This window comes from Streptomyces sp. RK62, from assembly GCF_018070255.1.
Lineage (GTDB): Bacteria > Actinomycetota > Actinomycetes > Streptomycetales > Streptomycetaceae > Streptomyces > Streptomyces nigra.
This window is the reverse complement of record NZ_JAGPYD010000010.1, coordinates 287,894-308,146: the sequence shown is the minus strand read 5'-3', so window position 1 is coordinate 308,146 and position 20,253 is coordinate 287,894. Positions and strand designations below refer to the sequence as shown.

Annotated in this window: 26 protein-coding genes; 21 read left to right on the top strand and 5 right to left on the bottom strand. The window is 71.8% G+C overall.

Annotated elements, in window-relative coordinates; genetic code table 11:
• Positions 1-83 precede the first annotated feature (83 nt).
• Together KBY32_RS21365 and KBY32_RS21360 are read right to left on the bottom strand one after the other, a co-directional pair.
• Positions 84-1,106 carry a LacI family DNA-binding transcriptional regulator gene (locus KBY32_RS21365; protein ID WP_055624789.1) on the bottom strand — a complete coding sequence of 341 codons (1,023 nt, stop codon included), beginning with the start codon at positions 1,104-1,106 and terminating at the stop codon, positions 84-86.
• 104 nt (positions 1,107-1,210) lie between these two features.
• On the bottom strand, positions 1,211-1,990 hold the full coding sequence (locus KBY32_RS21360; RefSeq protein WP_210981201.1) for a response regulator transcription factor: 780 nt from the start codon (positions 1,988-1,990) through the stop codon (positions 1,211-1,213).
• Between the two features lie 171 nt (positions 1,991-2,161).
• Here KBY32_RS21360 and KBY32_RS21355 point away from each other — a divergent pair, with 171 nt between their 5' ends.
• The 9 genes from KBY32_RS21355 to KBY32_RS21320 all read left to right on the top strand — a co-directional run bounded on the left by KBY32_RS21355 (position 2,162) and on the right by KBY32_RS21320 (position 7,723).
• The gene (locus tag KBY32_RS21355; RefSeq protein WP_210981200.1) at positions 2,162-3,019 is read left to right on the top strand and encodes an alpha/beta hydrolase; all 858 of its coding nucleotides are present in this window, start codon (positions 2,162-2,164) and stop codon (positions 3,017-3,019) included.
• Between the two features lie 37 nt (positions 3,020-3,056).
• On the top strand, positions 3,057-3,311 hold the full coding sequence (locus KBY32_RS21350; RefSeq protein WP_055624786.1) for a MoaD/ThiS family protein: 255 nt from the start codon (positions 3,057-3,059) through the stop codon (positions 3,309-3,311).
• A 2-nt stretch (positions 3,312-3,313) separates the two neighbouring features.
• Entirely contained in the window at positions 3,314-4,444 is a 1,131-nt protein-coding gene (locus tag KBY32_RS21345; RefSeq protein ID WP_210981199.1) for a hypothetical protein, read from the top strand.
• Positions 4,445-4,601: 157 nt separating this feature from the next.
• The gene (locus KBY32_RS21340) at positions 4,602-5,333 is read left to right on the top strand and encodes a DUF2993 domain-containing protein (protein WP_055624784.1); all 732 of its coding nucleotides are present in this window, start codon (positions 4,602-4,604) and stop codon (positions 5,331-5,333) included.
• A gap of 225 nt (positions 5,334-5,558) precedes the next feature.
• A complete protein-coding gene (locus tag KBY32_RS35990; RefSeq protein ID WP_350751515.1) occupies positions 5,559-5,639 on the top strand; it encodes an Ms5788A family Cys-rich leader peptide in 81 nt (26 codons plus the stop codon).
• Between the two features lie 146 nt (positions 5,640-5,785).
• The gene (locus tag KBY32_RS21335) at positions 5,786-6,631 is read left to right on the top strand and encodes a sulfurtransferase (protein WP_055624783.1); all 846 of its coding nucleotides are present in this window, start codon (positions 5,786-5,788) and stop codon (positions 6,629-6,631) included.
• A 58-nt stretch (positions 6,632-6,689) separates the two neighbouring features.
• Positions 6,690-6,977, top strand: a complete 288-nt coding sequence (locus KBY32_RS21330; protein ID WP_042174833.1) for a DUF1416 domain-containing protein — start codon at positions 6,690-6,692, stop codon at positions 6,975-6,977.
• 88 nt (positions 6,978-7,065) lie between these two features.
• Entirely contained in the window at positions 7,066-7,326 is a 261-nt protein-coding gene (locus tag KBY32_RS21325; protein ID WP_055624782.1) for a DUF3099 domain-containing protein, read from the top strand.
• 10 nt (positions 7,327-7,336) lie between these two features.
• Complete coding sequence (locus KBY32_RS21320; RefSeq protein WP_210981198.1) at positions 7,337-7,723, top strand: VOC family protein; 387 nt, start codon at positions 7,337-7,339, stop codon at positions 7,721-7,723.
• A 13-nt stretch (positions 7,724-7,736) separates the two neighbouring features.
• Here KBY32_RS21320 and KBY32_RS21315 read toward each other — a convergent pair whose 3' ends face one another.
• The gene (locus KBY32_RS21315; protein ID WP_055624780.1) at positions 7,737-8,099 is read right to left on the bottom strand and encodes a DsrE family protein; all 363 of its coding nucleotides are present in this window, start codon (positions 8,097-8,099) and stop codon (positions 7,737-7,739) included.
• 100 nt (positions 8,100-8,199) lie between these two features.
• Between KBY32_RS21315 and KBY32_RS21310 the strand changes: the two genes are divergently transcribed.
• The 6 genes from KBY32_RS21310 to KBY32_RS21285 all read left to right on the top strand — a co-directional run bounded on the left by KBY32_RS21310 (position 8,200) and on the right by KBY32_RS21285 (position 13,088).
• Positions 8,200-9,072: a hypothetical protein gene (locus KBY32_RS21310; protein WP_308293769.1), complete on the top strand. Its 873-nt coding sequence runs from the start codon at positions 8,200-8,202 to the stop codon at positions 9,070-9,072.
• Positions 9,069-9,917, top strand: coding sequence for a hypothetical protein (locus tag KBY32_RS21305; RefSeq protein ID WP_308293768.1), 849 nt, complete (start codon positions 9,069-9,071; stop codon positions 9,915-9,917). The genes KBY32_RS21310 and KBY32_RS21305 overlap by 4 nt, the downstream gene beginning before the upstream one ends.
• Positions 9,914-10,804, top strand: coding sequence for a hypothetical protein (locus KBY32_RS21300; protein WP_210981196.1), 891 nt, complete (start codon positions 9,914-9,916; stop codon positions 10,802-10,804). Before KBY32_RS21305 ends, KBY32_RS21300 begins: the two co-directional genes overlap by 4 nt.
• Positions 10,805-11,045: 241 nt before the next feature.
• Positions 11,046-11,621: an FABP family protein gene (locus KBY32_RS21295; RefSeq protein ID WP_055624777.1), complete on the top strand. Its 576-nt coding sequence runs from the start codon at positions 11,046-11,048 to the stop codon at positions 11,619-11,621.
• A gap of 39 nt (positions 11,622-11,660) precedes the next feature.
• Positions 11,661-12,113: a Fur family transcriptional regulator gene (locus KBY32_RS21290; protein WP_055624776.1), complete on the top strand. Its 453-nt coding sequence runs from the start codon at positions 11,661-11,663 to the stop codon at positions 12,111-12,113.
• Between the two features lie 9 nt (positions 12,114-12,122).
• Entirely contained in the window at positions 12,123-13,088 is a 966-nt protein-coding gene (locus KBY32_RS21285; RefSeq protein ID WP_055624775.1) for a folate-binding protein YgfZ, read from the top strand.
• Between the two features lie 16 nt (positions 13,089-13,104).
• On the opposite strand, the gene dtd is transcribed toward KBY32_RS21285, so the two are convergent.
• A complete protein-coding gene (dtd, locus tag KBY32_RS21280; RefSeq protein WP_055624774.1) occupies positions 13,105-13,530 on the bottom strand; it encodes a D-aminoacyl-tRNA deacylase in 426 nt (141 codons plus the stop codon).
• Between the two features lie 199 nt (positions 13,531-13,729).
• On the opposite strand from dtd, the gene KBY32_RS21275 reads away from it, so the two are divergent.
• From KBY32_RS21275 to KBY32_RS21265, 3 genes are all read left to right on the top strand, one after another.
• Entirely contained in the window at positions 13,730-14,353 is a 624-nt protein-coding gene (locus KBY32_RS21275; RefSeq protein ID WP_055624773.1) for a hypothetical protein, read from the top strand.
• A 76-nt stretch (positions 14,354-14,429) separates the two neighbouring features.
• A complete protein-coding gene (locus KBY32_RS21270) occupies positions 14,430-15,695 on the top strand; it encodes a GNAT family N-acetyltransferase (RefSeq protein ID WP_210981195.1) in 1,266 nt (421 codons plus the stop codon).
• A gap of 331 nt (positions 15,696-16,026) precedes the next feature.
• Positions 16,027-16,938: a winged helix-turn-helix domain-containing protein gene (locus KBY32_RS21265; RefSeq protein ID WP_210981194.1), complete on the top strand. Its 912-nt coding sequence runs from the start codon at positions 16,027-16,029 to the stop codon at positions 16,936-16,938.
• A gap of 54 nt (positions 16,939-16,992) precedes the next feature.
• Here the strand turns inward: KBY32_RS21265 and KBY32_RS21260 are convergent, their stop codons facing one another.
• Positions 16,993-17,181, bottom strand: a complete 189-nt coding sequence (locus KBY32_RS21260) for a hypothetical protein (RefSeq protein WP_055624770.1) — start codon at positions 17,179-17,181, stop codon at positions 16,993-16,995.
• A gap of 153 nt (positions 17,182-17,334) precedes the next feature.
• On the opposite strand from KBY32_RS21260, the gene KBY32_RS21255 reads away from it, so the two are divergent.
• The 3 genes from KBY32_RS21255 to KBY32_RS21245 all read left to right on the top strand — a co-directional run bounded on the left by KBY32_RS21255 (position 17,335) and on the right by KBY32_RS21245 (position 20,220).
• Positions 17,335-18,213 carry a winged helix-turn-helix domain-containing protein gene (locus KBY32_RS21255; RefSeq protein WP_063885510.1) on the top strand — a complete coding sequence of 293 codons (879 nt, stop codon included), beginning with the start codon at positions 17,335-17,337 and terminating at the stop codon, positions 18,211-18,213.
• Positions 18,213-18,971, top strand: coding sequence for an HAD family hydrolase (locus tag KBY32_RS21250; protein ID WP_055624769.1), 759 nt, complete (start codon positions 18,213-18,215; stop codon positions 18,969-18,971). The genes KBY32_RS21255 and KBY32_RS21250 overlap by 1 nt, the downstream gene beginning before the upstream one ends.
• 139 nt (positions 18,972-19,110) lie before the next feature.
• On the top strand, positions 19,111-20,220 hold the full coding sequence (locus tag KBY32_RS21245) for a phosphotransferase (RefSeq protein ID WP_210981193.1): 1,110 nt from the start codon (positions 19,111-19,113) through the stop codon (positions 20,218-20,220).
• Positions 20,221-20,253 lie beyond the last annotated feature (33 nt).

The window sequence follows — 20,253 nt, the reverse complement described above, 5'->3', positions numbered from 1 at the left end:
TGAGCGTGGCGCCCGACCATGAGAGCTTCCTGAGGGTGGGCTGAGAAGCCCGGCAGAAGGCCGTATGCCCGATATAAGGACGGTCAGGCGCAGCCGCAGGACTGCCGCTGGACGAGCCGGGACGGGAACACCTTCAGCCGCTCCCGGCGCGAGCCCGCGACCCGCAGCCCGTCGTCGAGGACGAGGTCGACCGCGGCGCGCGCCATGGCCGAGCGGTCGGAGGCGACCGTCGTCAGCGGCGGGTCCGCGAGCGCCGCCTCCTTGATGTCGTCGAAGCCGGCGACGGCCAGCTCGCCCGGCACGTCGAGGCGCAGCTCGCGCGCCGCGCGCAGCACACCGATGGCCTGGTCGTCGGTGGAGCAGAAGATCGCGGGGGGCCGGCGCGGCCCGGACAGGATGTCGAGCGCTATGCGATAGGCGTCGTAGCGGTTGTACGGAGCCTCGAAGAGCCGTCCCTCGGTGGGCAGCCCGGCCTCGGACATCGCCCGCTTCCAGCCCTCGACGTGGTCGGAGACCGGGTCGCCGACCGCGGGGGTCTCCGCGGTGCCGCCCATACAGGCGACGTACGCGTACCCGTGCTCCAGCAGATGGCGTACGGCGAGCTGGGCGCCGCCCAGGTCGTCGGTGACGACGGCGACGTCGTCGATGGCCTCGGGCCGCTCGTGCAGCAGGACGACCCGGGCGTCCCACGCCTCGATCTCGGCGGCGGCCAGGTCGTTCAGGGCGTGCGAGACGAGGATGAGCCCGGAGACCCGCATCCCGAGGAACGCCCGCAGATAGTGGACCTCGCGCTCGCCGACGTAGTCGGAGTTGCCGACGAGGACCATCTTGCCGCGCTCGGCGGCGGCCCACTCGACCGCGTGCGCCATCTCCCCGAAGAAGGGCTGGCGGGCGTCCGGGACGATCAGGCCTATGAGGTCCGTGCGCCGCGACGCCATCGCCTGGGCGACCCGGTCGGGCCGGTAGCCCAGCTCCTTGATCGCGGCGAGCACGCGCTCGCGGGTGGCCGGGGCGACCGGCCTGGGTCCGTTGTTGATGACATAGCTGACGACGGCGGTCGATGTCCCCGCCAGTCGTGCGACGTCATCGCGAGTCACCTTGGCCACGCGCGGAGTCTACGCGGATGGACCCGCTCTGGGCAGGGCGTGCGGGAGCTTCCCGTATGCCGGACAGGGCCCGGCCGCGCCGGTGCGCCCCGCCCGGCGGGCCGTCAGGCGTCGGCGCGGAGCTCGGTGGCGTCCAGCGCGGCCGCGGTGTCCGTATCCACCGGCTTTGCCCGCCCCGAAGAGGCCTTCGGCTCCTCGGTGGAGCGCTCCGGCTTCTCCGGGGTAACGAATCGATAACCGACGTTGCGGACGGTGCCGATCAGCGACTCGTGCTCGGGGCCGAGCTTCGCGCGCAGCCGCCGTACGTGCACGTCGACCGTCCGGGTGCCGCCGAAGTAGTCGTAGCCCCAGACCTCCTGGAGGAGCTGGGCGCGGGTGAAGACGCGGCCCGGGTGCTGGGCGAGGTACTTCAGCAGCTCGAACTCCTTGAAGGTGAGGTCGAGGACCCGCCCCTTCAGTTTCGCGCTGTAGGTGGCCTCGTCCACGGACAGGTCACCGTTGCGGATCTCCATGGGGGAGTCGTCGTTGACGATCTGCTGGCGTCCCATGGCGAGCCGCAGCCGGGCCTCGACCTCGGCCGGGCCCGCGGTGTCGAGCAGGACGTCGTCGATGCCCCAGTCGGCGGTGACGGCGGCGAGGCCGCCCTCGGTGACGACGAGGACCAGCGGACAGCCGGGGCCGGTGGAGCGCAGCAGCTGGCACAGGCTGCGCACCTGCGGCAGGTCGCGGCGGCCGTCGACGAGGATGACGTCGGCGCCGGGGGTGTCGACGAGGGCGGGGCCCTCGGCGGGGGCCACGCGCACGTTGTGCAGCAGCAGGCCGAGTGCGGGGAGCACCTCCGTCGACGGCTGGAGGGCGTTGGTCAGGAGCAGCAGAGAACTCATACGTCTGGTTCCTCCTCGGTCCCTGCGAGGACGTGTGCGGTACGGAACTGCTCTGCGATCCCGAAGGCCCCGTACACCCGCGGTCTCCCGCGTCGTATACAACGCTTCCGAAAGCACAAAAGGACCCGGGGGCAACGCTGCCCGAGTCCTCTGCCCAGCAGAATAGCCCACATGAGCAACGGTCCGGCAGGTCATGTGGCACGATCCACGGTTCGTCCGAATCCCGAGACGGCCCGGGCGGCCGGACCGGGACGTATGCGGACGTTCCTCAGCACCGACGACGGTGTGGCCGTCGATTCCGTATACGACCCGGGCCAGGCCGTATACGAAGAGGGCCGGCCGTCCGGCGACACCCCGGTGTTCGTGGTCGCGCACGGCTTCACGGGCGACGCGGACCGGCCTCACATTCGACGGGTGGCGGGCGTGTTCCGGCGGTACGGCGCGGTCGTCACCTTCTCCTTCCGCGGCCACGGGGCGTCGGGCGGCCGCTCGACGGTCGGCGACCGGGAGGTGCTGGACCTGGCCGCGGCCGTGCGGTGGGCGCGCGGGCTCGGGCACGCGCGTGTGGTGACCGTCGGCTTCTCCATGGGCGGCTCGGTGGTCCTGCGCCACGCGGCCCTGCACCGCGACGACGACGCCCGCACGGACGCGGTGGTGGCGGTGAGCGCGCCCGCGCGCTGGTACTACCGGGGCACACCGCTCATGCGCCGGCTCCACTGGATGGTCACCCGCCCCGAGGGCCGGCTGGTGGGCCGCTACGGCTTCCGCACCCGTATCCACCACCGCGAGTGGGACCCGGTGCCGATGTCGCCGGTCGAGGCGGTCCCCAGGATCGCGCCGACACCGCTGCTGATCGTGCACGGCGACCGGGACGGCTACTTCCCCCTCGACCACCCCCGGATGCTGGCCGCCGCGGCCGGTGACCACGCCGATCTCTGGCTGGAGCCCGGCATGGGGCACGCCGAGAACGCGGCGGGCGAGGACCTGCTGGCCCGGATCGGGGACTGGGCCGTCACCCGGTGCGGCTAGCCTGACCGTGTACACAGACGACCGATCGAGGGACGGGATGGCAAAGGTCACGGTGCGCTACTGGGCCGCCGCGAAGGCCGCGGCCGGGGTGGCGGAGGACGCGTTCGACGCGGCCACGCTCGCCGAGGCGCTGGACGCCGTACGCGCGCGACACCCCGGTGAGCTGGAGCGCGTCCTGCGGCGATGCTCGTTCCTCGTCGACGGTGACCCCGTGGGCACCCGCGGGCATGAGACGGTACGGCTGGCCGACGGCGGCACGGTCGAGGTGCTCCCGCCGTTCGCAGGAGGGTGACGATGACCGACCAGCCGTATCAGGGATACGACGGGTACGACGGGTACGACCCGTACCGGCAGCAGCCGGCGCCCCAGGGGTGGCCGCAGCAGCAGCCGTACGACGACCCGCAGGCGGCCCAGCCGTACACACAGCAGTGGCAGGGGCAGACCTGGGAGACACAGGCGCAGCCCCCGGTGGCTCCGCCCGCCGAGGAGACGGCGTACATGCCGTCCCAGGGGGCCGGCGCGGCCTACGGCGGGTACCAGGAGCCGGGCTGGGGCGGCACGCAGGCCCCCGCCCACGCGCAGACCCCCGCTCCTGCGCAAGCGCCCGCGCAGACGCCGCCCAGCGACGGTTCCGAACCCGGGTACGGGCCCGCGACCGTCGCCGGGAACGCCCGCATCACGGACGCGCAGCGGGCCCGCCTCGAGGGCCGCTCGCCGATCATCGAGCCGGGCGTGCAGCCGGCCGGGCTGACCGCGCTGCTCGGGCTGCTGCTCGCGGGGGCCGCGGCGATCGGGCCGTACGCCCTCGTCGTCCCCCTTGTCGCGCTGCAGGCGGTGACGGCCGCCGGCTGGTTCCGGCTGAACGGCATGTGGCCCGCCCGGCAGGGCATCGCGCTGGCCTTCGCGGGCGCGCTCACGGCGGACGTGGCGCTGCTCGCGTCCGGCCGCACCCCGGCGGCCATCCTCGGCACGCTGGGCGTCTGGGTGCTGCTGGCGCTGGTCCTCCAGCTCCGCTCGCACGCCGACCCGGACGAGCGCATGTACGGCCTGATGGCGACGGTGGCCTCGGCCGCCCTCGCGATCGTCGCGTCCGGCTACCTCGCCTCCCACGGCGACGCGGTCACCGTCGGCGCCGCCTCCGTGGCCGTGGCCGTCCTGGTGCGGGCGCTGCCGCTGCCGACGCCCGCGTCCGTGGCCGCCTCGCTGCTCGCCGCGGCGGGAGCGGGAGCGCTGGCCGGCGCGCTGACCGGCCTGGGGTCGGCGGGCGCCCTGCTCGGCGCCGGTGCCGCCGTGTGCGCGCTGATCGGGCACCGGGCCGCGAGCTACGACTACCCCTCGCGCTTCGTCCACTTCACGGCGGGCGTCGCCCTGCCGCTGGCCGCCGCGGCCCCCGCGGTGTACCTGCTCGGGCGGGCCCTGGTCTGAGGCCGGGGCCCGGGCCGCCGGACGGTCGCGCCTGTCACAGGTGATCGACAATCCGGCGGTCCGGCCGCGCCACGGGGTTAGTCTCACGGCGTGGACGGCCACCCGGCCGTCGGGAACCGTCGTCGTGGACGACCGTCGAGGTGGGGGAAGACCAGCCATGCGAGCCCTGCGCATACTGCTCATCGTCGTGGTGATCCTGGGCGGCCTGTTCGTGCTGGCCGACCGGCTCGCCGTCGGGTTCGCCGAGGACGAGGCCGCCGGGAAGCTCCAGGCCACCGAGAACCTCGCCGCCACCCCGGACGTGTCCATCAAGGGCTTCCCGTTCCTCACCCAGGTCGTCGGCGGCACGCTGGACGACGTCGAGGTCGGCATCAAGGACTACGAGGCCACCGCCGAGGGCGGCACGATCCGTATCGACGACCTCCAGGCGAACATGAAGGGCGTCGAGTTCTCCGGCGACTACAGTTCCGCCACGGCGGCCAGCGCCACCGGCACCGCCTCCATCACCTACGCCGAGCTGCTGAAGACCGCCAAGTCCGAGCAGACGCAGGTCGCGCCCGGTGTCACCGCCCGTGTGGTCGGCCTCTCCGACGGCGGCGACGGCAAGATCAAGGTCTCCGTCGAGGCGACCGTCCTCGGCACCGAGCTGCCCCAGCCGGTCTCGGTCCTCAGCTCGGTCACCGCCGAGGGCGACACCGTGCGGGTGCACGCGGACAAGCTCCCCTCGTTCGGCGGCGCCGACGTCGCCGAGAACCGGGTGCGGACCATCACCGACTTCGAGCAGAAGATCGACGGCCTGCCCGGCGGCATCAAGCTCGACAGCGTCCAGGCCGCGAAGGACGGTGTGGAGATCACGGTGCGGGGTTCGAACGTCCGCCTCGCCGGGTAGGACCAGCCTGGACGAAGCGGACGGCCGGCCTTCCCGGGCCGGACACCGCGCGTCCAAGGGGCGAGACGCCGCCGTCCGCCCCATAACCACGACCGTCGGCACAGACGCCCGGAACCCCTTCCGGTGCGGGGCTGGCGGTCTTCTGGTTTCACATCCCGGACAATCTTGTCTCAGCATGCGACACGCCGGTGACATGGCCGCCCGTCCGTCCCTACGATCGAGGTCATGAAGCGACAGGCGGACCTCACGAAGCGGCGGGCAGTAGACCTGTGCCGCGTCGCCGCCATGCTCTGTCGCCCCTTCTGAGCGGACAGGCCGGCTCCGTCGGTCCCACCCCCGCATCCCCGCAGCCCTGACTCGGGCACCCGTGCGCGAACCGGCCGCCTGACCGGTGCCGAACCGCACGCCCGCACCTTCGCAACGCCCCGCCGCAACTGCCCCGGAGGAGAAACATGAGCCGCAGCGACGTCCTGGTCGACGCCGACTGGCTGGAGCAGCACCTCGACGACGCGAACATCGCGATCGTGGAGGTGGACGAAGACACGTCCGCCTACGAGAAGAACCACATCCGCAACGCGATCCGGATCGACTGGACCAAGGACCTGCAGGACCCGGTCCGCCGCGACTTCGTCGACCAGGAGGGCTTCGAGAAGCTCCTGTCGAAGAAGGGCATCGCCAACGACACGCTGGTGATCCTCTACGGCGGCAACAACAACTGGTTCGCGTCCTACGCCTACTGGTACTTCAAGCTCTACGGCCACGAGAACGTCAAGCTTCTCGACGGTGGCCGCAAGAAGTGGGAGCTGGACGCCCGCGAGCTGGTCGCCGGCGACGACGTCCCCGAGCGCCCGGCCACCGACTACAAGGCCAAGCCGCAGGACGCGTCCATCCGCGCCTTCCGCGACGAGGTCGTGGCCGCCATCGGCACCAAGAACATCGTCGACGTGCGCTCGCCCGACGAGTTCTCCGGCAAGCTGCTCGCCCCGGCCCACCTGCCGCAGGAGCAGTCGCAGCGCCCCGGCCACGTGCCGACCTCCCGCAACATCCCGTGGTCCAAGAACGCCAACGACGACGGCACCTTCAAGTCGGACGAGGAGCTCAAGGCCCTCTACGAGGACGAGCAGGTGGACCTGGCCAAGGACACCATCGCCCTGTGCCGCATCGGTGAGCGTTCCGCGCTGACCTGGTTCGTGCTGCACGAGCTGCTCGGCGTGGAGAACGTCAAGAACTACGACGGCTCCTGGACCGAGTACGGCTCCCTGGTCGGCGTGCCGATCGAGCTCGGCGCCGGCAAGTAACCCACCTCAGCGACCCCGACCGGCCTTCCTTCCGGTCAGACCCAACCTGGAGAAAGACATGTGTGGAGCGAAGGCCGGCGGCCCCGACGCCTCGACGATCAAGCCCGGTGAGACCACGATCCAGGGTCATGTGACCCGTGACGGCGAGCCGGTGACGGGCTACGTCCGTCTGCTGGACTCGACCGGCGAGTTCACCGCCGAGGTCCCCACCTCCGCGACGGGCCAGTTCCGCTTCTACGCGGCCGAGGGCACCTGGACCGTTCGCGCGCTGGTGCCGGGCGGGACCGCCGACCGCACGGTCGTCGCCCAGCAGGGCGGCCTGGCCGAGGTCGCGATCGCGGTCTGAGGCAGTACGGACGAAGGGCCGCACCCCGGGGACACCGGGGTGCGGCCCTTCGGCATGCGAGCCCGGCGAGCCGACCTACCCTGGACGTATGTACGCACGGCGGCGTCACCGGTACTTCGCCTTGATGGGGCTCTGCGTCACGCTCTTCGTCCTGGCGTGGGCCGTCGTGCGCCTGTGGTCGGTCCCCGTCGCGGTGGGCATGTGCGTGGTCGCCATGGTCATCCCGCCGTTGGCGGCGATGGTCGCCAACCGGCGCGGCCCCGACGACCGCTGGTGGGACGAGCCCTCCGGCGACCCGCAGTCCGACGAGTGGTGGGACGAACTGGACGGCAAGAAGAAGCCGCAGTAGAACGGGCCGCATGCCACCCGCCCGCGTGTCCACCGTCGTGCTCGACGCCCCCGACGCCCATGAACTCGCGCGGTTCTACCGCCGGCTCCTCGGCTATGTGGTGCGCGCCGAGGAGCCGCACTGGGTGCTGATCGGCCCGCCGCCCGGCTCCGAGGGCGTCGCGCTGGCCTTCGAGACCGAACCGGACTACGTACGGCCGGTCTGGCCGACGCGCCGCCCGGGCGACCAGCAGATGATGCTCCACCTGGACGTCGAGGTGGACGACCTGGCCGCCGAGACCTCGCGGGCCGTCGAGGCGGGGGCCACCCTCGCCGCGTACCAGCCACAGGACGACGTACGGGTGCTGTTCGACCCGGCGGGCCACCCGTTCTGCCTGTGGACGGAGGCCGGTCGGTGACGGGGGCCGGGGGTCAGTAGACGAGGGCCTGGGTGCCGTCCGTCATCGCCTCCTGGACGAAGACCTGGGCGCCCGCGATGCGCACGCCCTCGATCACGTCCTTCTCCGTGATGTCCCGGCGGGCCGCGCACTGGGTGCACAGGGTGACCCGGCCGCCCGCGAGGAGGGAGTCCAGCAGGTCGGGGAGCGGGGCCGCGTGCGGCAGCTCGAACTCGGCGGCCCGGCCCGGCAGGGCGAACCAGGCGGACTCGCCGGTCAGCCACAGGGAGACCTCCACGCCACTGGCCACGGCCACCGCCGCGACCGTGAACGCCTGGGAGCAGCGTTCGGGAGCGTCGGCCCCCGCCGTCACCTTGATCACCAGCTTGTTCGCCATGGCCGAATCGTAATCAAGACCGCTACAACCTGAGGCATGGGCCATCGGTCTCCTGTGCGCCGCATGTGAAATGCGCACGTCACGCACTGTGGGAGACGTCGTGGAACAACCCGAAAGACCGGGCGAGCCCGAGGGCATGGCCCCACCCGGCACCGCCCCCGAGCCCGGGCCCGCCGAGCCGGAGACCGTCACCGAACCGGCGGCCGTCGAGCCGGAGACCGCCGCCGAGCCCGGGACCGTCGAGCCGGAGACCGCCGCAGCGCCGGTCCGTGCCCGCCGCCGTGGGCGTACGGCGCTACTGATCGCCGGGGCCGTCGTGCTCGGGCTCGTCGCCGGGACCTGCACCGGATATCTGGTGCAGGCCGACCGCGAGCCCACGAAGCTGCCGCCGCTGTCCCAGCCGACGCTGAAGCAATCCAAGGGTGAGGCTCCCGAGCCGCTGTCCGCCTCGCAGGACCGCCGCGTACGCACCGACGGCGACCTGCGCAAGCTGCTGCTGAAGAAGCCGCGCGGGGCGAAGGACGCCGACCTGTTGTCGGCGGACGACGGCTGGTTCGACCTGGCCTCCTACGCGGAGACCTTCTCGGACCCCAAGGACGCCTTCGCCGAGAACGTCGGCAGGGAGTTCCGGCGCGCGGCCATCGTCGCCTGGAGGCAGGGCTACACCACGGTGGAGATCCGGCTCGTCCAGTTCCGCCAGGAGGAGTCGATGGCGGCGTCCGAGGCGGTGGAGGCCGCCCACTACTGGGCGGACTTCGACGACAACCACTCCTGGTCCATCCCCGGCACGGACGACGGCATGGCGTACGCGTACACGAAGCCGGAGACCAAGGCCGGCTACCTGCCGGTGTACGAGGCCAAGGCGTTCGCGTGGCGCGGTGACATCGAGATGGAGATCTTCGTGAGCTCCACCAAGCCGGTCGGCAAGAAGACCCTTCTCGGACTGGCCAAGCGGCAGATGGAGCGGCTGTGAGCGAGGAACGTCCCATGGACGAGGGCAGCGCCCCCGTCGCCGAGAGCCCGGCCGAGACGGCCGTGGAAGAGCAGCCGCCCGCCCGGAAGAGGTGGTCCCGCCGCCGGGTCGCCACCATCGCCGGAACCGTCGTGGCCGTTGCCGCGATCGTCGCCGGCACCGGTTACACCGTCGTCACCGTGCGTGGCGCCGACCGCGACGCCGGGGCGCCGACGTGGAAGTTCCCGTCGGCCGCCGCCGACCGCCCCGCGAAGGCGCCGAAGGCCACCGGCCTCGCCGGGATGCTCGTCCCGTACGGCACCGACAGCTGGGTCCGCGGTCCCGACATGGGCGAGTTCGGCTCGGACGCCCAGCTCACCGGCACCCAGGCGGAGGCCCTGCGCAAGGAGTCGCTGCGCGACCTGCCGCGCTCCCAGCGCCGCGAGCTGGAGAAGCGCATGGACCGCCTGCGCCCCAAGGGCGTGGCCATGCGCAGCTACTTCAGCGAGTTCGCCAGCGGCCGCGCCGGAGGGTTCGTCTCGGACATCTACAGCGTGGACGTCGTGCTCAGCCAGCTGGAGAACCGCACGGCCGTCCGGGACGTCGTCCGGACCCAGAACAGCCTCCTGGGCGCCCTCGACATCTTCCGCAAGGGTCCCGCGGTCAAGGGCCACAAGGACGCCAAGTGCTTCCTGGCCCCCAAGGACATCAGCGAGGGCACCGACGAGATGTCCTGCTTCGGATACGTCGGGGACGTACTGGTCACCGTCTCGGCGCAGGGCGCCCGCCCTCTCGACGCCAAGGCCGTCGCGAAGCTCATGAGCACCCAGCTCGACCGCATCGCCGAACCCGGGAAGGCCGTATGACCGAGCAGCAGGCCCAGGCCGTCGAGCCGGGCCCCGAGACGACGCCCGCGGGCGGCCTCGCGACGGCGGAGGCGCCCGTACCGCCCGCCCCGGAGCAGGCGCCCGCGGCCGAGCCCGCCGCCCCCGCGAAGGACCGCCGGGTCCTGCGGGCCGTCCTGCGCTGGACCGCCGCCGTGGTCGTCTTCGCGGCCGTCGGGGCCGGGACGGCGTACGGGATCGCCGGGATGGAGCGCACCGACGTACCGGGCCTGGCCACCGAGTCGGACGGGCGCTGGGACTACCCGACGCTGACCCGGCCGCCGCTGCCGTCGGGCAGCCCCCGGCCGTTCGCCGAGGAGAACGGCGCCGAGGCGCACTACGCCGACCTGCGCGCCCTCCTGCTGCCGGCCCCGGCCGGCGCCACCGACGACCGCGCGCTGCGCGGCGAGGACGGCTGGCTGCCGACCGAGGACTTCCTGAAGGAGTACGCGGAGGACGAGCGAGCCGCGCTGCGGCAGACGTTGAAGGACGATGGCCTGCGGCACATCGCGGCCCGCGGCTGGAAGACCGAGGACGGCACCCGCACCCGGATCTATCTGCTCCGCTTCGACACCTCGGCGGTGGTGGACGACCTGGCCGGCGAGATGGCCCCCTTCGGCGCCCCCGGCTACCGGCTGCGCGGCACCGAGACGTCCGTCTTCGACGACGGCTTCGCCGAGCTGCCCTGGCCCGGCGACTTCCCGCGCTGGGCCTACACCGAGTCCAAGCCGTACGGCGCCGAGCAGGTCCGGCAGGCGTACCTGGGCGCCGGTGACGTCCTCGCCGTGATCGTGCAGTCACGGAAGGGCACCGCGGCCTCCGTGCCGTTCCGCCAGACGGTGACCCTGCAGGGCCAGCTGCTCGGCTGATCCCGCGAGGGCGCACCTCACACGAAGGGCCGGTCCCGGGCCGACTAAGCTGGGGACCGGCCCTTGTACGTTCCGCTCAACCTCCGCTCAATCGAGGAGCACCCCGTGGAGATCTTCTTCGAAATCCTGTTGGTCCTGGTCGCCGTCGGCGTCCTCGCCTTCGCCGGACTGACCGTGAAGAAGCTGTACCAGGGCCAGCGCTGACCCCCCGTCCCAGACGTACGAGACTTCTGAGCTGCTCATGATCGAGATCCCGTCCGACCTCCACAAGGACCTCGTGCCCCTCGCCTTCCTGCTCGGCAACTGGGCCGGCGCGGGCGTGCACGACTTCCCCGGTTCCGAGAAGTGCAACTTCGGTCAGGAGGTCTCGTTCACGCACGACGGCCGGGACTTCCTGGAGTACCAGTCCCACACCTGGGTGCTCGACACCGAGGGCAACAAGGTGCGCCCGCTGGAGTCCGAGTACGGCTTCTGGCGCATCGACGCCGACCGCAAGGTCGAGGTGACCATGGTCCGCCATGACGGCGTGGTCGAGATCTGGTACGGCGAGATGGCCGACAAGAAGCCCCAGATCGACCTGGTGACCGACGCCGTGGCCCGTACGGCCGCCTCCGGGCCCTACTCCGGCGGCAAGCGCCTGTACGGCTACGTCAAGAGCGACCTCATGTGGGTCGGCGAGAAGCAGACCCCCGAGGTCGAGCTGCGCCCCTACATGTCGGCGCACCTGAAGAAGGTCGTCACCCCGGAGGACGTCGAGCGCTGGGCCAAGGCCCTCCCCGACGACATGCCGGACGACGGCATCGCCTTCTTCAAGTAGACCCGGGGGGTGTTCCGCGGCACCCCCTAGACTTCCAGTGTGGTGAGCACTGACTGGAAGAGCGACCTGAGGCAGCGCGGCTACCGGCTGACGCCGCAGCGCCAGCTTGTCCTCGAAGCCGTGGACACCCTGGAGCACGCGACCCCCGACGCCATCCTCGTGGAAGTGAGGAAGACGGCGTCGGGGGTCAACATTTCCACGGTCTACCGCACCCTGGAGCTGCTGGAGGAGCTGGGCCTGGTCAGCCACGCCCACCTGGGCCACGGCGCCCCCACCTACCACCTGGCCGACCGCCACCACCACATCCACCTGGTCTGCCGGGACTGCGACAACGTCATCGAGGCCGATGTGTCGGTGGCCGCCGAGTTCACCGCCAAGCTGCGCCGCGACTTCGGCTTCGAGACCGACATGAAGCACTTCGCGATCTTCGGCCGGTGCCGGGACTGCGCGGCCCGGGGGACGACCGGGAAGACTTCAACTACCGGGTCGTAGGCTGGACCCATGAAGAGCCCCCTGCTGACCCTGCCCGGCGCCGTGCCCGCCGAGGGCGTGGACGAAGGCGTCGCCGCGCACTACGGCGATCTGTTCCGCGAGCAGCGCGCCCTCGCCGACGGCACCGGCTTCGTCGACCTCTCCCACCGCGGTGTCGTCACCGTCTCCGGCGAGGACCGGCTGACCTGGCTGCACCTGCTGCTCACCCAGCACGTCACCGACCTGCCGGCGGGCGAGGCCACCGAGGCGCTGATCCTCTCCGCGCACGGCCACATCGAGCACGCCCTGTACCTCGTCGACGACGGCACGACGGTCTGGGCGCACGTCGAGCCCGGCACCCAGGAAGCGCTGATCGCGTACCTGGAGTCGATGAAGTTCTTCTACAAGGTGGAAGTCGCCGACCGCACCGACGAGTTCGCCGTGGTGCACCTGCCCGCCGGGTCGATCGCCGAGGTCCCCGAGGGCGTCGTCGTCCGCGAGACGGCGTACGGCCGCGATCTGTTCCTGCCCCGCGCGGACCTGGAGTCCTACGCCGGGCAGGCCGGCCCGCCCGCCGGGCTCCTCGCGTACGAGGCGCTCCGCGTCGAGCGGCACCGCCCCCGTCTGGGCTTCGAGACCGACCACCGCACCATCCCGCACGAGCTGGGCTGGATCGGCACGGCCGTGCATCTGCAGAAGGGCTGCTACCGGGGCCAGGAGACGGTCGCCCGGGTCCAGAACCTCGGCAAGCCGCCCCGCCGCCTGGTCTTCCTGCACCTGGACGGCAGCGAGGTCCACCTGCCCGTCGCCGGCACCGAGATCCGCCTCGCGGACGAGGAGCCCGACGGCCGCAAGATCGGTGTCATCACGACCTCGGTCCGCCACCACGAACTGGGCCCGGTCGCCCTCGCCCTGGTCAAGCGCAACGTCCCCGTGGACGCCCGCCTGATCGCCGGCGACACCGCGGCCGCCCAGGAAGTGGTCGTCGAGCCCTGACGCCCGGGATCCGCGGTCAGATCTCGATCAGCACGGTGAACGGGCCGTCGTTCGTCAGGGACACCCGCATCTTCGCGCCGAAGCGGCCCGTCGCCACCGTCGCGCCCAGCGCGCGCAGTTGTGCGACGACCTCGTCGACGAGCGGTTCGGCGACCTCGCCGGGGGCCGCCGCGTTCCAGGTGGGGCGGCGGCCCTTGCGGGCGTCGCCGTAGAGGGTGAACTGGCTGATGACGAGCAGCGGGGCGTCGATGTCGCTGCACGACTTCTCGTCGTCCAGCATCCGGATCGACCAGAGCTTGCGGGCGAGCTGCGCCGCCTTCTCCTTGGTGTCCTCGTGCGTGACGCCGACGAGGACGCACAGCCCCTCGCCGGTGATCTCGCCGACCGTCTCGCCGTCCACGACGACGCTCGCGCCGTCCACTCTCTGCACCACAGCTCGCATACGGCCATCATGCCGTGCGTCCGGAGACGGTCGGGCACCGCCCGGTGGGCGACGGCCGCTGTCCCGAAGCCCCCTTCGGGTGCTTCTTTTTGAACAGGTAACCCCCCATCTGGGGCTGTTCGGGGGCTCTCGGTCACTCAGGGGCCGGTAGGGATGGCACGATGCTCCCACACGCCGGTCGAGGGGACGGTTGAGGCACATGAGCACACCGAGTACCGGGCAGCCGCCCGGGGCTGTCGTGCTGGCCCACACGGGCCGGCCGGACGGTCTGCGGCCGCCCACGCAGCGCACCGCCGACGATCCGGGCCCGGGCCCGCACGCACCGCTGCCCCCGGAGCCGCCCGAACAGGACCTGACCCTTCTCAGCCTGCCCGAACTGCGCACGCTGCGCCGGGACGCGCAGAGCGACGAGGCCGATCTGAGCTATGTGCGGCGCCTGTTGCAGGGCCGTATCGACATCCTGCGGGCGGAGCTGGCACGCCGGTCCCCGGCGGGCGCCGCCGCCGTCGTGGACCGTCTCCCGGAGATCCTCACCGACGCCCCGGCGCGGCACCGCTCGTCGGCCCGCCATGTCACGCTCGGCACCCCGCAGAGCGAGGAGTCGCGGCGGCTGGCGTCCGAGATGCTGGCCGAGGTCGAGCTGTCCGATCTGCGGGCCCGCACCGACGCCGAACTGAGCGCCGCGATGGGCCGCCTGGTCCGCTACGAGCAGCAGGTCTCGCGCCGGCGCCAGCGTCTGCAGCGCACCGCCGACGAGTGCGGTGCGGAGATCACCCGCCGCTACCGGGACGGGGAGGCCCAGGTCGACGACCTGCTGAGCTGACGGCGGGACGGCCGGGGGCGGGTGGGTGCGGGGAAATTCCCGGGACACCTCCCGCGCCCCGACCTACCGTGGCCCCATGAGCCGTTCCGCATCCCCCAGCGACATCGACATCCGCCCCCTGACCGAGGGCGACGTCCCGGAGTGGAGCCGGGCCATGAGGACCGGGTTCCTGCGCTCGCCGGGGGTCAGCGATGCGGAGGTCGCGGACCGGGAGTCGTACATCGACCCGGCCCGCACGCTCGGCGCCTTCGACGGGGGCCGCTGTGTGGCCACCTTCCGGTCCTTCGCGCAGGAGATCACCGCCGTCGGCGGCGCAGCCGTCCCCGCCGACGCGGTCACCAACGTCACCGTCAGCCCCACCCACCGCCGCCGCGGTCTGCTCAGCCGGATGATGGCCCGGGACCTGACGGCCGCCCGCGAGCGCGGCGACGTCGTCGCGACGCTGATCGCCGCCGAGTACCCGATCTACGGCCGCTTCGGGTTCGGGCCCGCCGCGTGGACGGCCGAGTGGACCGTCGACGTGCTGCGCGCCGGGGTCGACCCCCGGTGGTCGGGGCCTGAGGACGGCGGCCGTATCGAGCTGGTCGACCCGGGCGAGGTCCGCAAGGCGGGCCCCGAGCTGTTCGATCGGGTGCGCCGGGCGCAGCCGGGGGCCGTCGACCGGGACGAGCGGTGGTGGCAGGTGAACACCGGCGGGCTGGTCCTGGAGGGGTCCTCGTGGACCGAGCCGTTCTTCGCCGTGTACCGCTCGGCGGACGGCGTGGTCGACGGGCTGGTGTCGTACACAGCGGACGACCGCTGGGGCGACTCCAAGCAGCCCCTCAACACGGCGACCGTGAACTGGCTGATCGCGGCGACCCCGCGGGCCGAGCGCGCCTTGTGGCACTACCTGTGCTCCATCGACTGGATCACCGCGGTGAAGAGCGGCCGGCGGGCCCCCGACGATCTGCTGCCCCTGTATCTGCCCGATCCGCGGGCCGCGCGCATCACGACGCTGGCGGACTGGCTGTGGGTGCGGGTCCTGGACGTCGTACGGGCGCTGGAGGTGCGTACGTACGCCGGGCAGGGCGCGCTGGTGCTGGAGGTCGTGGACGGCTCCGGGCTGTCGGGCGGGCGGTTCCGGCTGGAGGCGGCCGCGGACGGCGCGTCCTGCGCGCCGACCACGGCCACCGCGGACCTGACCCTCGACGTGGCCGACCTGAGCCGGCTGTGGCTCGGCGACGAGTCCGTCGTACGGCTCGTCGCGCTGGGGCGGGTGCGGGAAGAGCGAGCGGGCGCCACCCTGACGGCCGACGCCCTGCTGCGTACGTCCAGGCGACCGTGGTGCCCGGACGTCTTCTGAACCTCCTTGCGACGAGGGGGTGACGGGTCCGCTCATCCGTAGCGAGCTGTTCGGTTGTGGCTGTGCGTGCGTCTATGCGGTTGTGGCTGTGCGATCGCTGTTCGGTTGTCGATGTGAAGTTGTGGCTGTGCGGACCGACCGGGCTCCCGGCTCCCCTCCGGAAGGGAGTCCAGTTGGTGAACCTGCGGCGACTCATGGCCAACTCCTTGAAGCTTGACCATGTCGCTGAAGTTGGCGACCAACTTCACTGTAGTTATGACCGTCTCGACGCGTCCTATAACCACCATCTGGTGAACTGCCCAAAGATGGCGGGAAGTTGTAATGTTCGGTCGTGGAGCCGAAACACGCCTCCGCCACTGGGCGGAAGAGGTCACAGCGGCCACAGACTTCACACCGGGAGGTGGCCGCGGCGCTGCGTGCCCGGATCACCTCGGGCGAACTGCGGCCCGGCCAGCGCATACCCACCCAGGCCAAGCTGGCCGACGAGTTCGGCGTCGAGCGCGGAGCCGTCCGGCAGGCCCTGCGCATCCTGCAGTCCGAGCACCTGCTCACCAACGCCTCCAAGGGCGCCCCGGCGACCGTCGCCCCCGAGCCCGGCAGGCCCGTCACCGGCCCGGAAGCCGTTCCGCAGCCCACCATGGTGACCCTCGGCCCGCGGATCGCGGCCGCCTTCGCCGCCCCGCACGTCGAGATCGACGCGTTGTGCCTGACCTCGGTCTCGCTCACCCTCGCCATCGGCGAGCCGCTCCGCCGGATCCACGCGGGGCGTATGAAACCGGCCAAGGTCGACATGCGGATCCTGCTGCCCAGCCGGGACATCCCGCTCGCCTTCCCGACCCCGGTGGACGAGGCGTCCGGCGACTTCGACGTCCAGCTGCGCCGCCGCTGGCTCGACCAGCGCAACGCCCAGGGCCAGGTCCTCCGGCACAACCTGCTCGCCCTGCGCTCCACGCACGGCATCGACGTCCAGGTCACCTTCCGCGCGCTGCCGTTCACCCCGCCGGTGAAGCTGTACCTGCTCAACGGCACGGAGGCGCTGTTCGCCTACTACACGCTGACCCGCAGCGAGGTCGAGATCGGGCAGCGGCAGCTGGAGATGTACGACGCCCCGGGCATCCAGTCGACGCTGTTCGCCTTCGAGCAGGGGGCCGGCCTGCGGGACACCACGTTCGTGGAGCAGTCACACGTGTGGTTCAACGCACTGTGGGAGACCATCAGTTCTGAGCTGACGCTCACGACCTGACGGCCTCCCACAGCGTTCGGCCTGCGCCTTTCGACGGTCCCTCGCGCGTACGACTCACAGGGCCGGGCCCGAGAAGAGGACGGCGAGGACGGCGGCACCGATGGAGCTGACGGCCGGGTTCCTGGCCTTGATGCCTATGGTGAGGAGGAGCAGGCCGATGAGGCCGGTGGCGCCGTACTTCCACTGCAGAAGCTGCTCGACGCCGACGACGAAGACGGCGGAGAGGAGTGCGAGAACGGGCATCGGTGTTTCCCCCTTCGATCTTCCGGGGATGGAAGGATTACTTCCGCCAACTCAACCAACTTGGTGCCAACTCTGAAGAGGTTGTCCCCACTTGGCACCTACTTTGAAACAAGCTACAAACAACTCCCGCTAGATGGGCACAAGTTGTAGCGTTTGGTCGTGACTCAGGAGAACGTGGCCGTGAACGGCAGCAGGAGACTCTCGCCGCAGGAGATCGCCGACATTCTGCGGGAACGCATCCGCGTCGGGGAACTCAAGGCCGGCGACCGCCTGCCCACGCAGGCCGAGCTCGCCGAGGAGTTCGGCGTGGAGCGCGGCACCGTGCGCCAGGCCCTGCGCGCCCTCCAGGAAGACGGCCTGCTCACCAACGTCAGCAAGGGCAGCCCGCCGCGGATCGCCCTGCCCGCGCCCACCCGGGGCGCCCCCCAGCCGACGATGGTCGGCCTCGCCCCCCGCCTGGCCGAGGCGTTCGCCGCCCCCCACGTGCGCATCGACGTCGTCTGCCACACCTCCGAGACCCTGATGCTCGCCCTCGGCGAACCGCTCCGCCTGATCCACGAGGGCTCGATACGCCCCGAATCCGTCGACGTCCGCGTCCTGCTGCCGTCCCGCACCATCCAGCTCGCCTTCCCGGTCTCCGTGGCCGGCGGCGAGGGCGACGACCCGGTGCACAAGCGGTGGCTGGAGATGCGCAACGCCCAGGCGCGCGTGCTGCGCCACAACCTCCAGGCGCTGCGCTCCACGGTCGGCGTCGACGTCCGCGTCACCTTCCGGGCGCTGCCGTTCACCCCACCGGTGAAGCTCTATCTGCTCAACGGCACGGAGGCGCTGATCGGCTACTACGTCCTCACCGAGCGGCAGGAGGAGTACGAGAGCCGCACCCTCGACATGTATGACGCGCTCGGCTCGACGTCCCTGCTCTTCTCCTTCGTGGAGCAGGCCGGACAGCGGGACGCCGCGTTCGTGCAGGAATCGCAGAAGTGGTTCGACGCCCTCTGGGAAACCATCACGACTGACCTGACACTCTCCTAGTGACTCCTGATACGACGCACACTGAAGCGGTGGCAGCACACCCGGACGCCGAACCCGACGACCTGACGGCCCTGGTCGAGCGCGCGCGGGTGGTGGTGTGGGACTTCGACGGCCCGATCTGCCGGCTCTTCGCCGGGCACAAGGCGGAGGGCGTCGCCCGCGACCTGGTGAGCTGGCTCGAGGGACGCGGACTGCACAGCCTGCTGGACGAGGCCGAACGGGAGTCCCTCGACCCGCACGTCGTCCTGCGCGCCGTGAACCGCCGCCACCCGGGCAGCGACCTCGTCGCCGAGCTGGAGGAACGCCTCACCCAGGAGGAGCTGCGCGCCTCCGCCTCCGCGATGCCCACCGCGTACGCCGACGTCCTGATCCACACCTGGGCGGAGATCGGCGCCCGCCTCGCCGTCGCCACGAACAACTCCCCCCGGGTCGTCCGCACCTACCTCACCGGCCGCCGTCTCCTGCACCGCTTCCAGCCCCACATATACGGCCGCACCCAGGACCTCCAGTACCTCAAGCCCCACCCGCACTATCTGAACCGGGCATTGAGCGCGATGGGGGCGGCGCCCGGCAGCGCCCTGTTCATCGGCGACACGCCCACCGACTGGCAGGCGGCCGGCGAGGCGGGCGTCCCCTTCCTGGGCTACGCACGCGACGAGCACAAGGAGAAGCAACTGCGCCGCGCCGGCGCCGACCACGTCGTCACGAACCTGCACGACGTACTGCGCGCGGTCCGCGCGGCGGGATCGCCCGGGTAGCCGACGCGGGGGTCGTCCCGGCCACGTTTCCAGAGGTTCGTCGTGAACTCGCCCGTCTCTTCTGGCACGATGCCCCCTCACAGGGGGATGCCGTGCCATACCCGCCACCGGTGCGGGGCCAGTCGAGAGAGCGTGTGCGATGACAGCCGAGCGCGTGTCCCAGACGCGGGAGCAGGCCGTCCAGTTGAGCGGCGGCGACGCGGGCGCGGTCGAGGGTCCGCTCCAGGGCTACCACCACGAGACGTATGTGATCGCCCTGCCCGGTGCCGCCGCCGACGGTGAGGACGACGACGAGTCCGAACCACGCCGGGTCAAGTGCCGTGCCCCCCGGGAGCGGCTGCTGTGGTTCGACCGGCGGTGCTTCCTCTCGGAGGAACAGCTGCTGGAGACCTTGCAGGGACGTATCTCCCGCATCCCGGGGCTCGTCGACGTCGGCGGCATCCGGCTGCAGAGGTTCATCGAGGGGCGCACGCTGGGGGCCGTGCACGGTCCCGGGCGGCCCGTCCCGGAGCATGTGCTCGACCAGATCCTCCGGCTCTTCGGCGAGCTGATCGCCGTCGCGCCGGGCTCCGTACGGGCCGAGCGCCGCTGTCGGGCGGCGGACCGGGCCGAGGACCGGGACTGTGCCGGGTTCCTCGACGGGCTGATCCGGTTCGCCGAGGAGCGGGTGTACGAGGCCAACCTGGACGCGTTCGGCGGGCTGTTCGCCGCGCTCGGGGTGGACGACGAATCGTTCGGGCGCCTGCGCAAGCACGTCCTCGTCCCCGGGCTGACGCGGCGGCCGTTCAGCCTGCTCCACGCCGATCTGCACCGGGAGAACTTCGTCCTCGACCCCGTCGGCCGGCTGTGGACCATCGACTGGGAACTGGCGATGCTGGGCGACCCGCTGTACGACCTCGCCACGCATCTGCACCTCATGGCCTATCCGGCCGCGCAGGAGGACCGGGTGATCGAGGGCTGGCTGGCGGTCGCGGAGCGGTCCGCGCCCGGCAGCACCGACGGCTGGCGGGACGATCTTCCCCGGCTGCGGGACTTCAAGCGGGCCCAGAGCGTCTTCACCGACGTGATTCGGGCGACCCAGGTCCTCGGCGACGGACGAGCGTTGAACTGGGGGCGTTGGTTCGCCGAGTCGGTGAAGGTCCAGCGGGTGCTGGAGCGGGCCGCCGTGCCGCTGGGCCTGGACGAGGTGCCGACCCTGACGGCCGTGGCCCGCTCGCTGCGCGACTGGCACCGGCGGCACCGAGGCTGAGGCCCGCCGGACGGCTGGGGCCCGTGCGCGTCC

Excerpts from the sequence above, each read along its gene's own strand:
- KBY32_RS21360 (WP_210981201.1), bottom strand. The coding sequence starts at position 1,990 with ATGAGTTCTCTGCTGCTCCTGACCAACGCCCTCCAGCCGTCGACGGAG.
- KBY32_RS21355 (WP_210981200.1), top strand. The coding sequence starts at position 2,162 with ATGAGCAACGGTCCGGCAGGTCATGTGGCACGATCCACGGTTCGTCCG.
- KBY32_RS21350 (WP_055624786.1), top strand. The coding sequence starts at position 3,057 with ATGGCAAAGGTCACGGTGCGCTACTGGGCCGCCGCGAAGGCCGCGGCC.
- KBY32_RS21345 (WP_210981199.1), top strand. The coding sequence starts at position 3,314 with ATGACCGACCAGCCGTATCAGGGATACGACGGGTACGACGGGTACGAC.
- KBY32_RS21340 (WP_055624784.1), top strand. The coding sequence starts at position 4,602 with ATGCGAGCCCTGCGCATACTGCTCATCGTCGTGGTGATCCTGGGCGGC.
- KBY32_RS35990 (WP_350751515.1), top strand. The coding sequence starts at position 5,559 with ATGAAGCGACAGGCGGACCTCACGAAGCGGCGGGCAGTAGACCTGTGC.
- KBY32_RS21335 (WP_055624783.1), top strand. The coding sequence starts at position 5,786 with ATGAGCCGCAGCGACGTCCTGGTCGACGCCGACTGGCTGGAGCAGCAC.
- KBY32_RS21330 (WP_042174833.1), top strand. The coding sequence starts at position 6,690 with ATGTGTGGAGCGAAGGCCGGCGGCCCCGACGCCTCGACGATCAAGCCC.
- KBY32_RS21325 (WP_055624782.1), top strand. The coding sequence starts at position 7,066 with ATGTACGCACGGCGGCGTCACCGGTACTTCGCCTTGATGGGGCTCTGC.
- KBY32_RS21320 (WP_210981198.1), top strand. The coding sequence starts at position 7,337 with ATGCCACCCGCCCGCGTGTCCACCGTCGTGCTCGACGCCCCCGACGCC.
- KBY32_RS21315 (WP_055624780.1), bottom strand. The coding sequence starts at position 8,099 with ATGGCGAACAAGCTGGTGATCAAGGTGACGGCGGGGGCCGACGCTCCC.
- KBY32_RS21300 (WP_210981196.1), top strand. The coding sequence starts at position 9,914 with ATGACCGAGCAGCAGGCCCAGGCCGTCGAGCCGGGCCCCGAGACGACG.
- KBY32_RS21295 (WP_055624777.1), top strand. The coding sequence starts at position 11,046 with ATGATCGAGATCCCGTCCGACCTCCACAAGGACCTCGTGCCCCTCGCC.
- KBY32_RS21285 (WP_055624775.1), top strand. The coding sequence starts at position 12,123 with ATGAAGAGCCCCCTGCTGACCCTGCCCGGCGCCGTGCCCGCCGAGGGC.
- dtd (WP_055624774.1), bottom strand. The coding sequence starts at position 13,530 with ATGCGAGCTGTGGTGCAGAGAGTGGACGGCGCGAGCGTCGTCGTGGAC.
- KBY32_RS21275 (WP_055624773.1), top strand. The coding sequence starts at position 13,730 with ATGAGCACACCGAGTACCGGGCAGCCGCCCGGGGCTGTCGTGCTGGCC.
- KBY32_RS21270 (WP_210981195.1), top strand. The coding sequence starts at position 14,430 with ATGAGCCGTTCCGCATCCCCCAGCGACATCGACATCCGCCCCCTGACC.
- KBY32_RS21260 (WP_055624770.1), bottom strand. The coding sequence starts at position 17,181 with ATGCCCGTTCTCGCACTCCTCTCCGCCGTCTTCGTCGTCGGCGTCGAG.
- KBY32_RS21245 (WP_210981193.1), top strand. The coding sequence starts at position 19,111 with ATGACAGCCGAGCGCGTGTCCCAGACGCGGGAGCAGGCCGTCCAGTTG.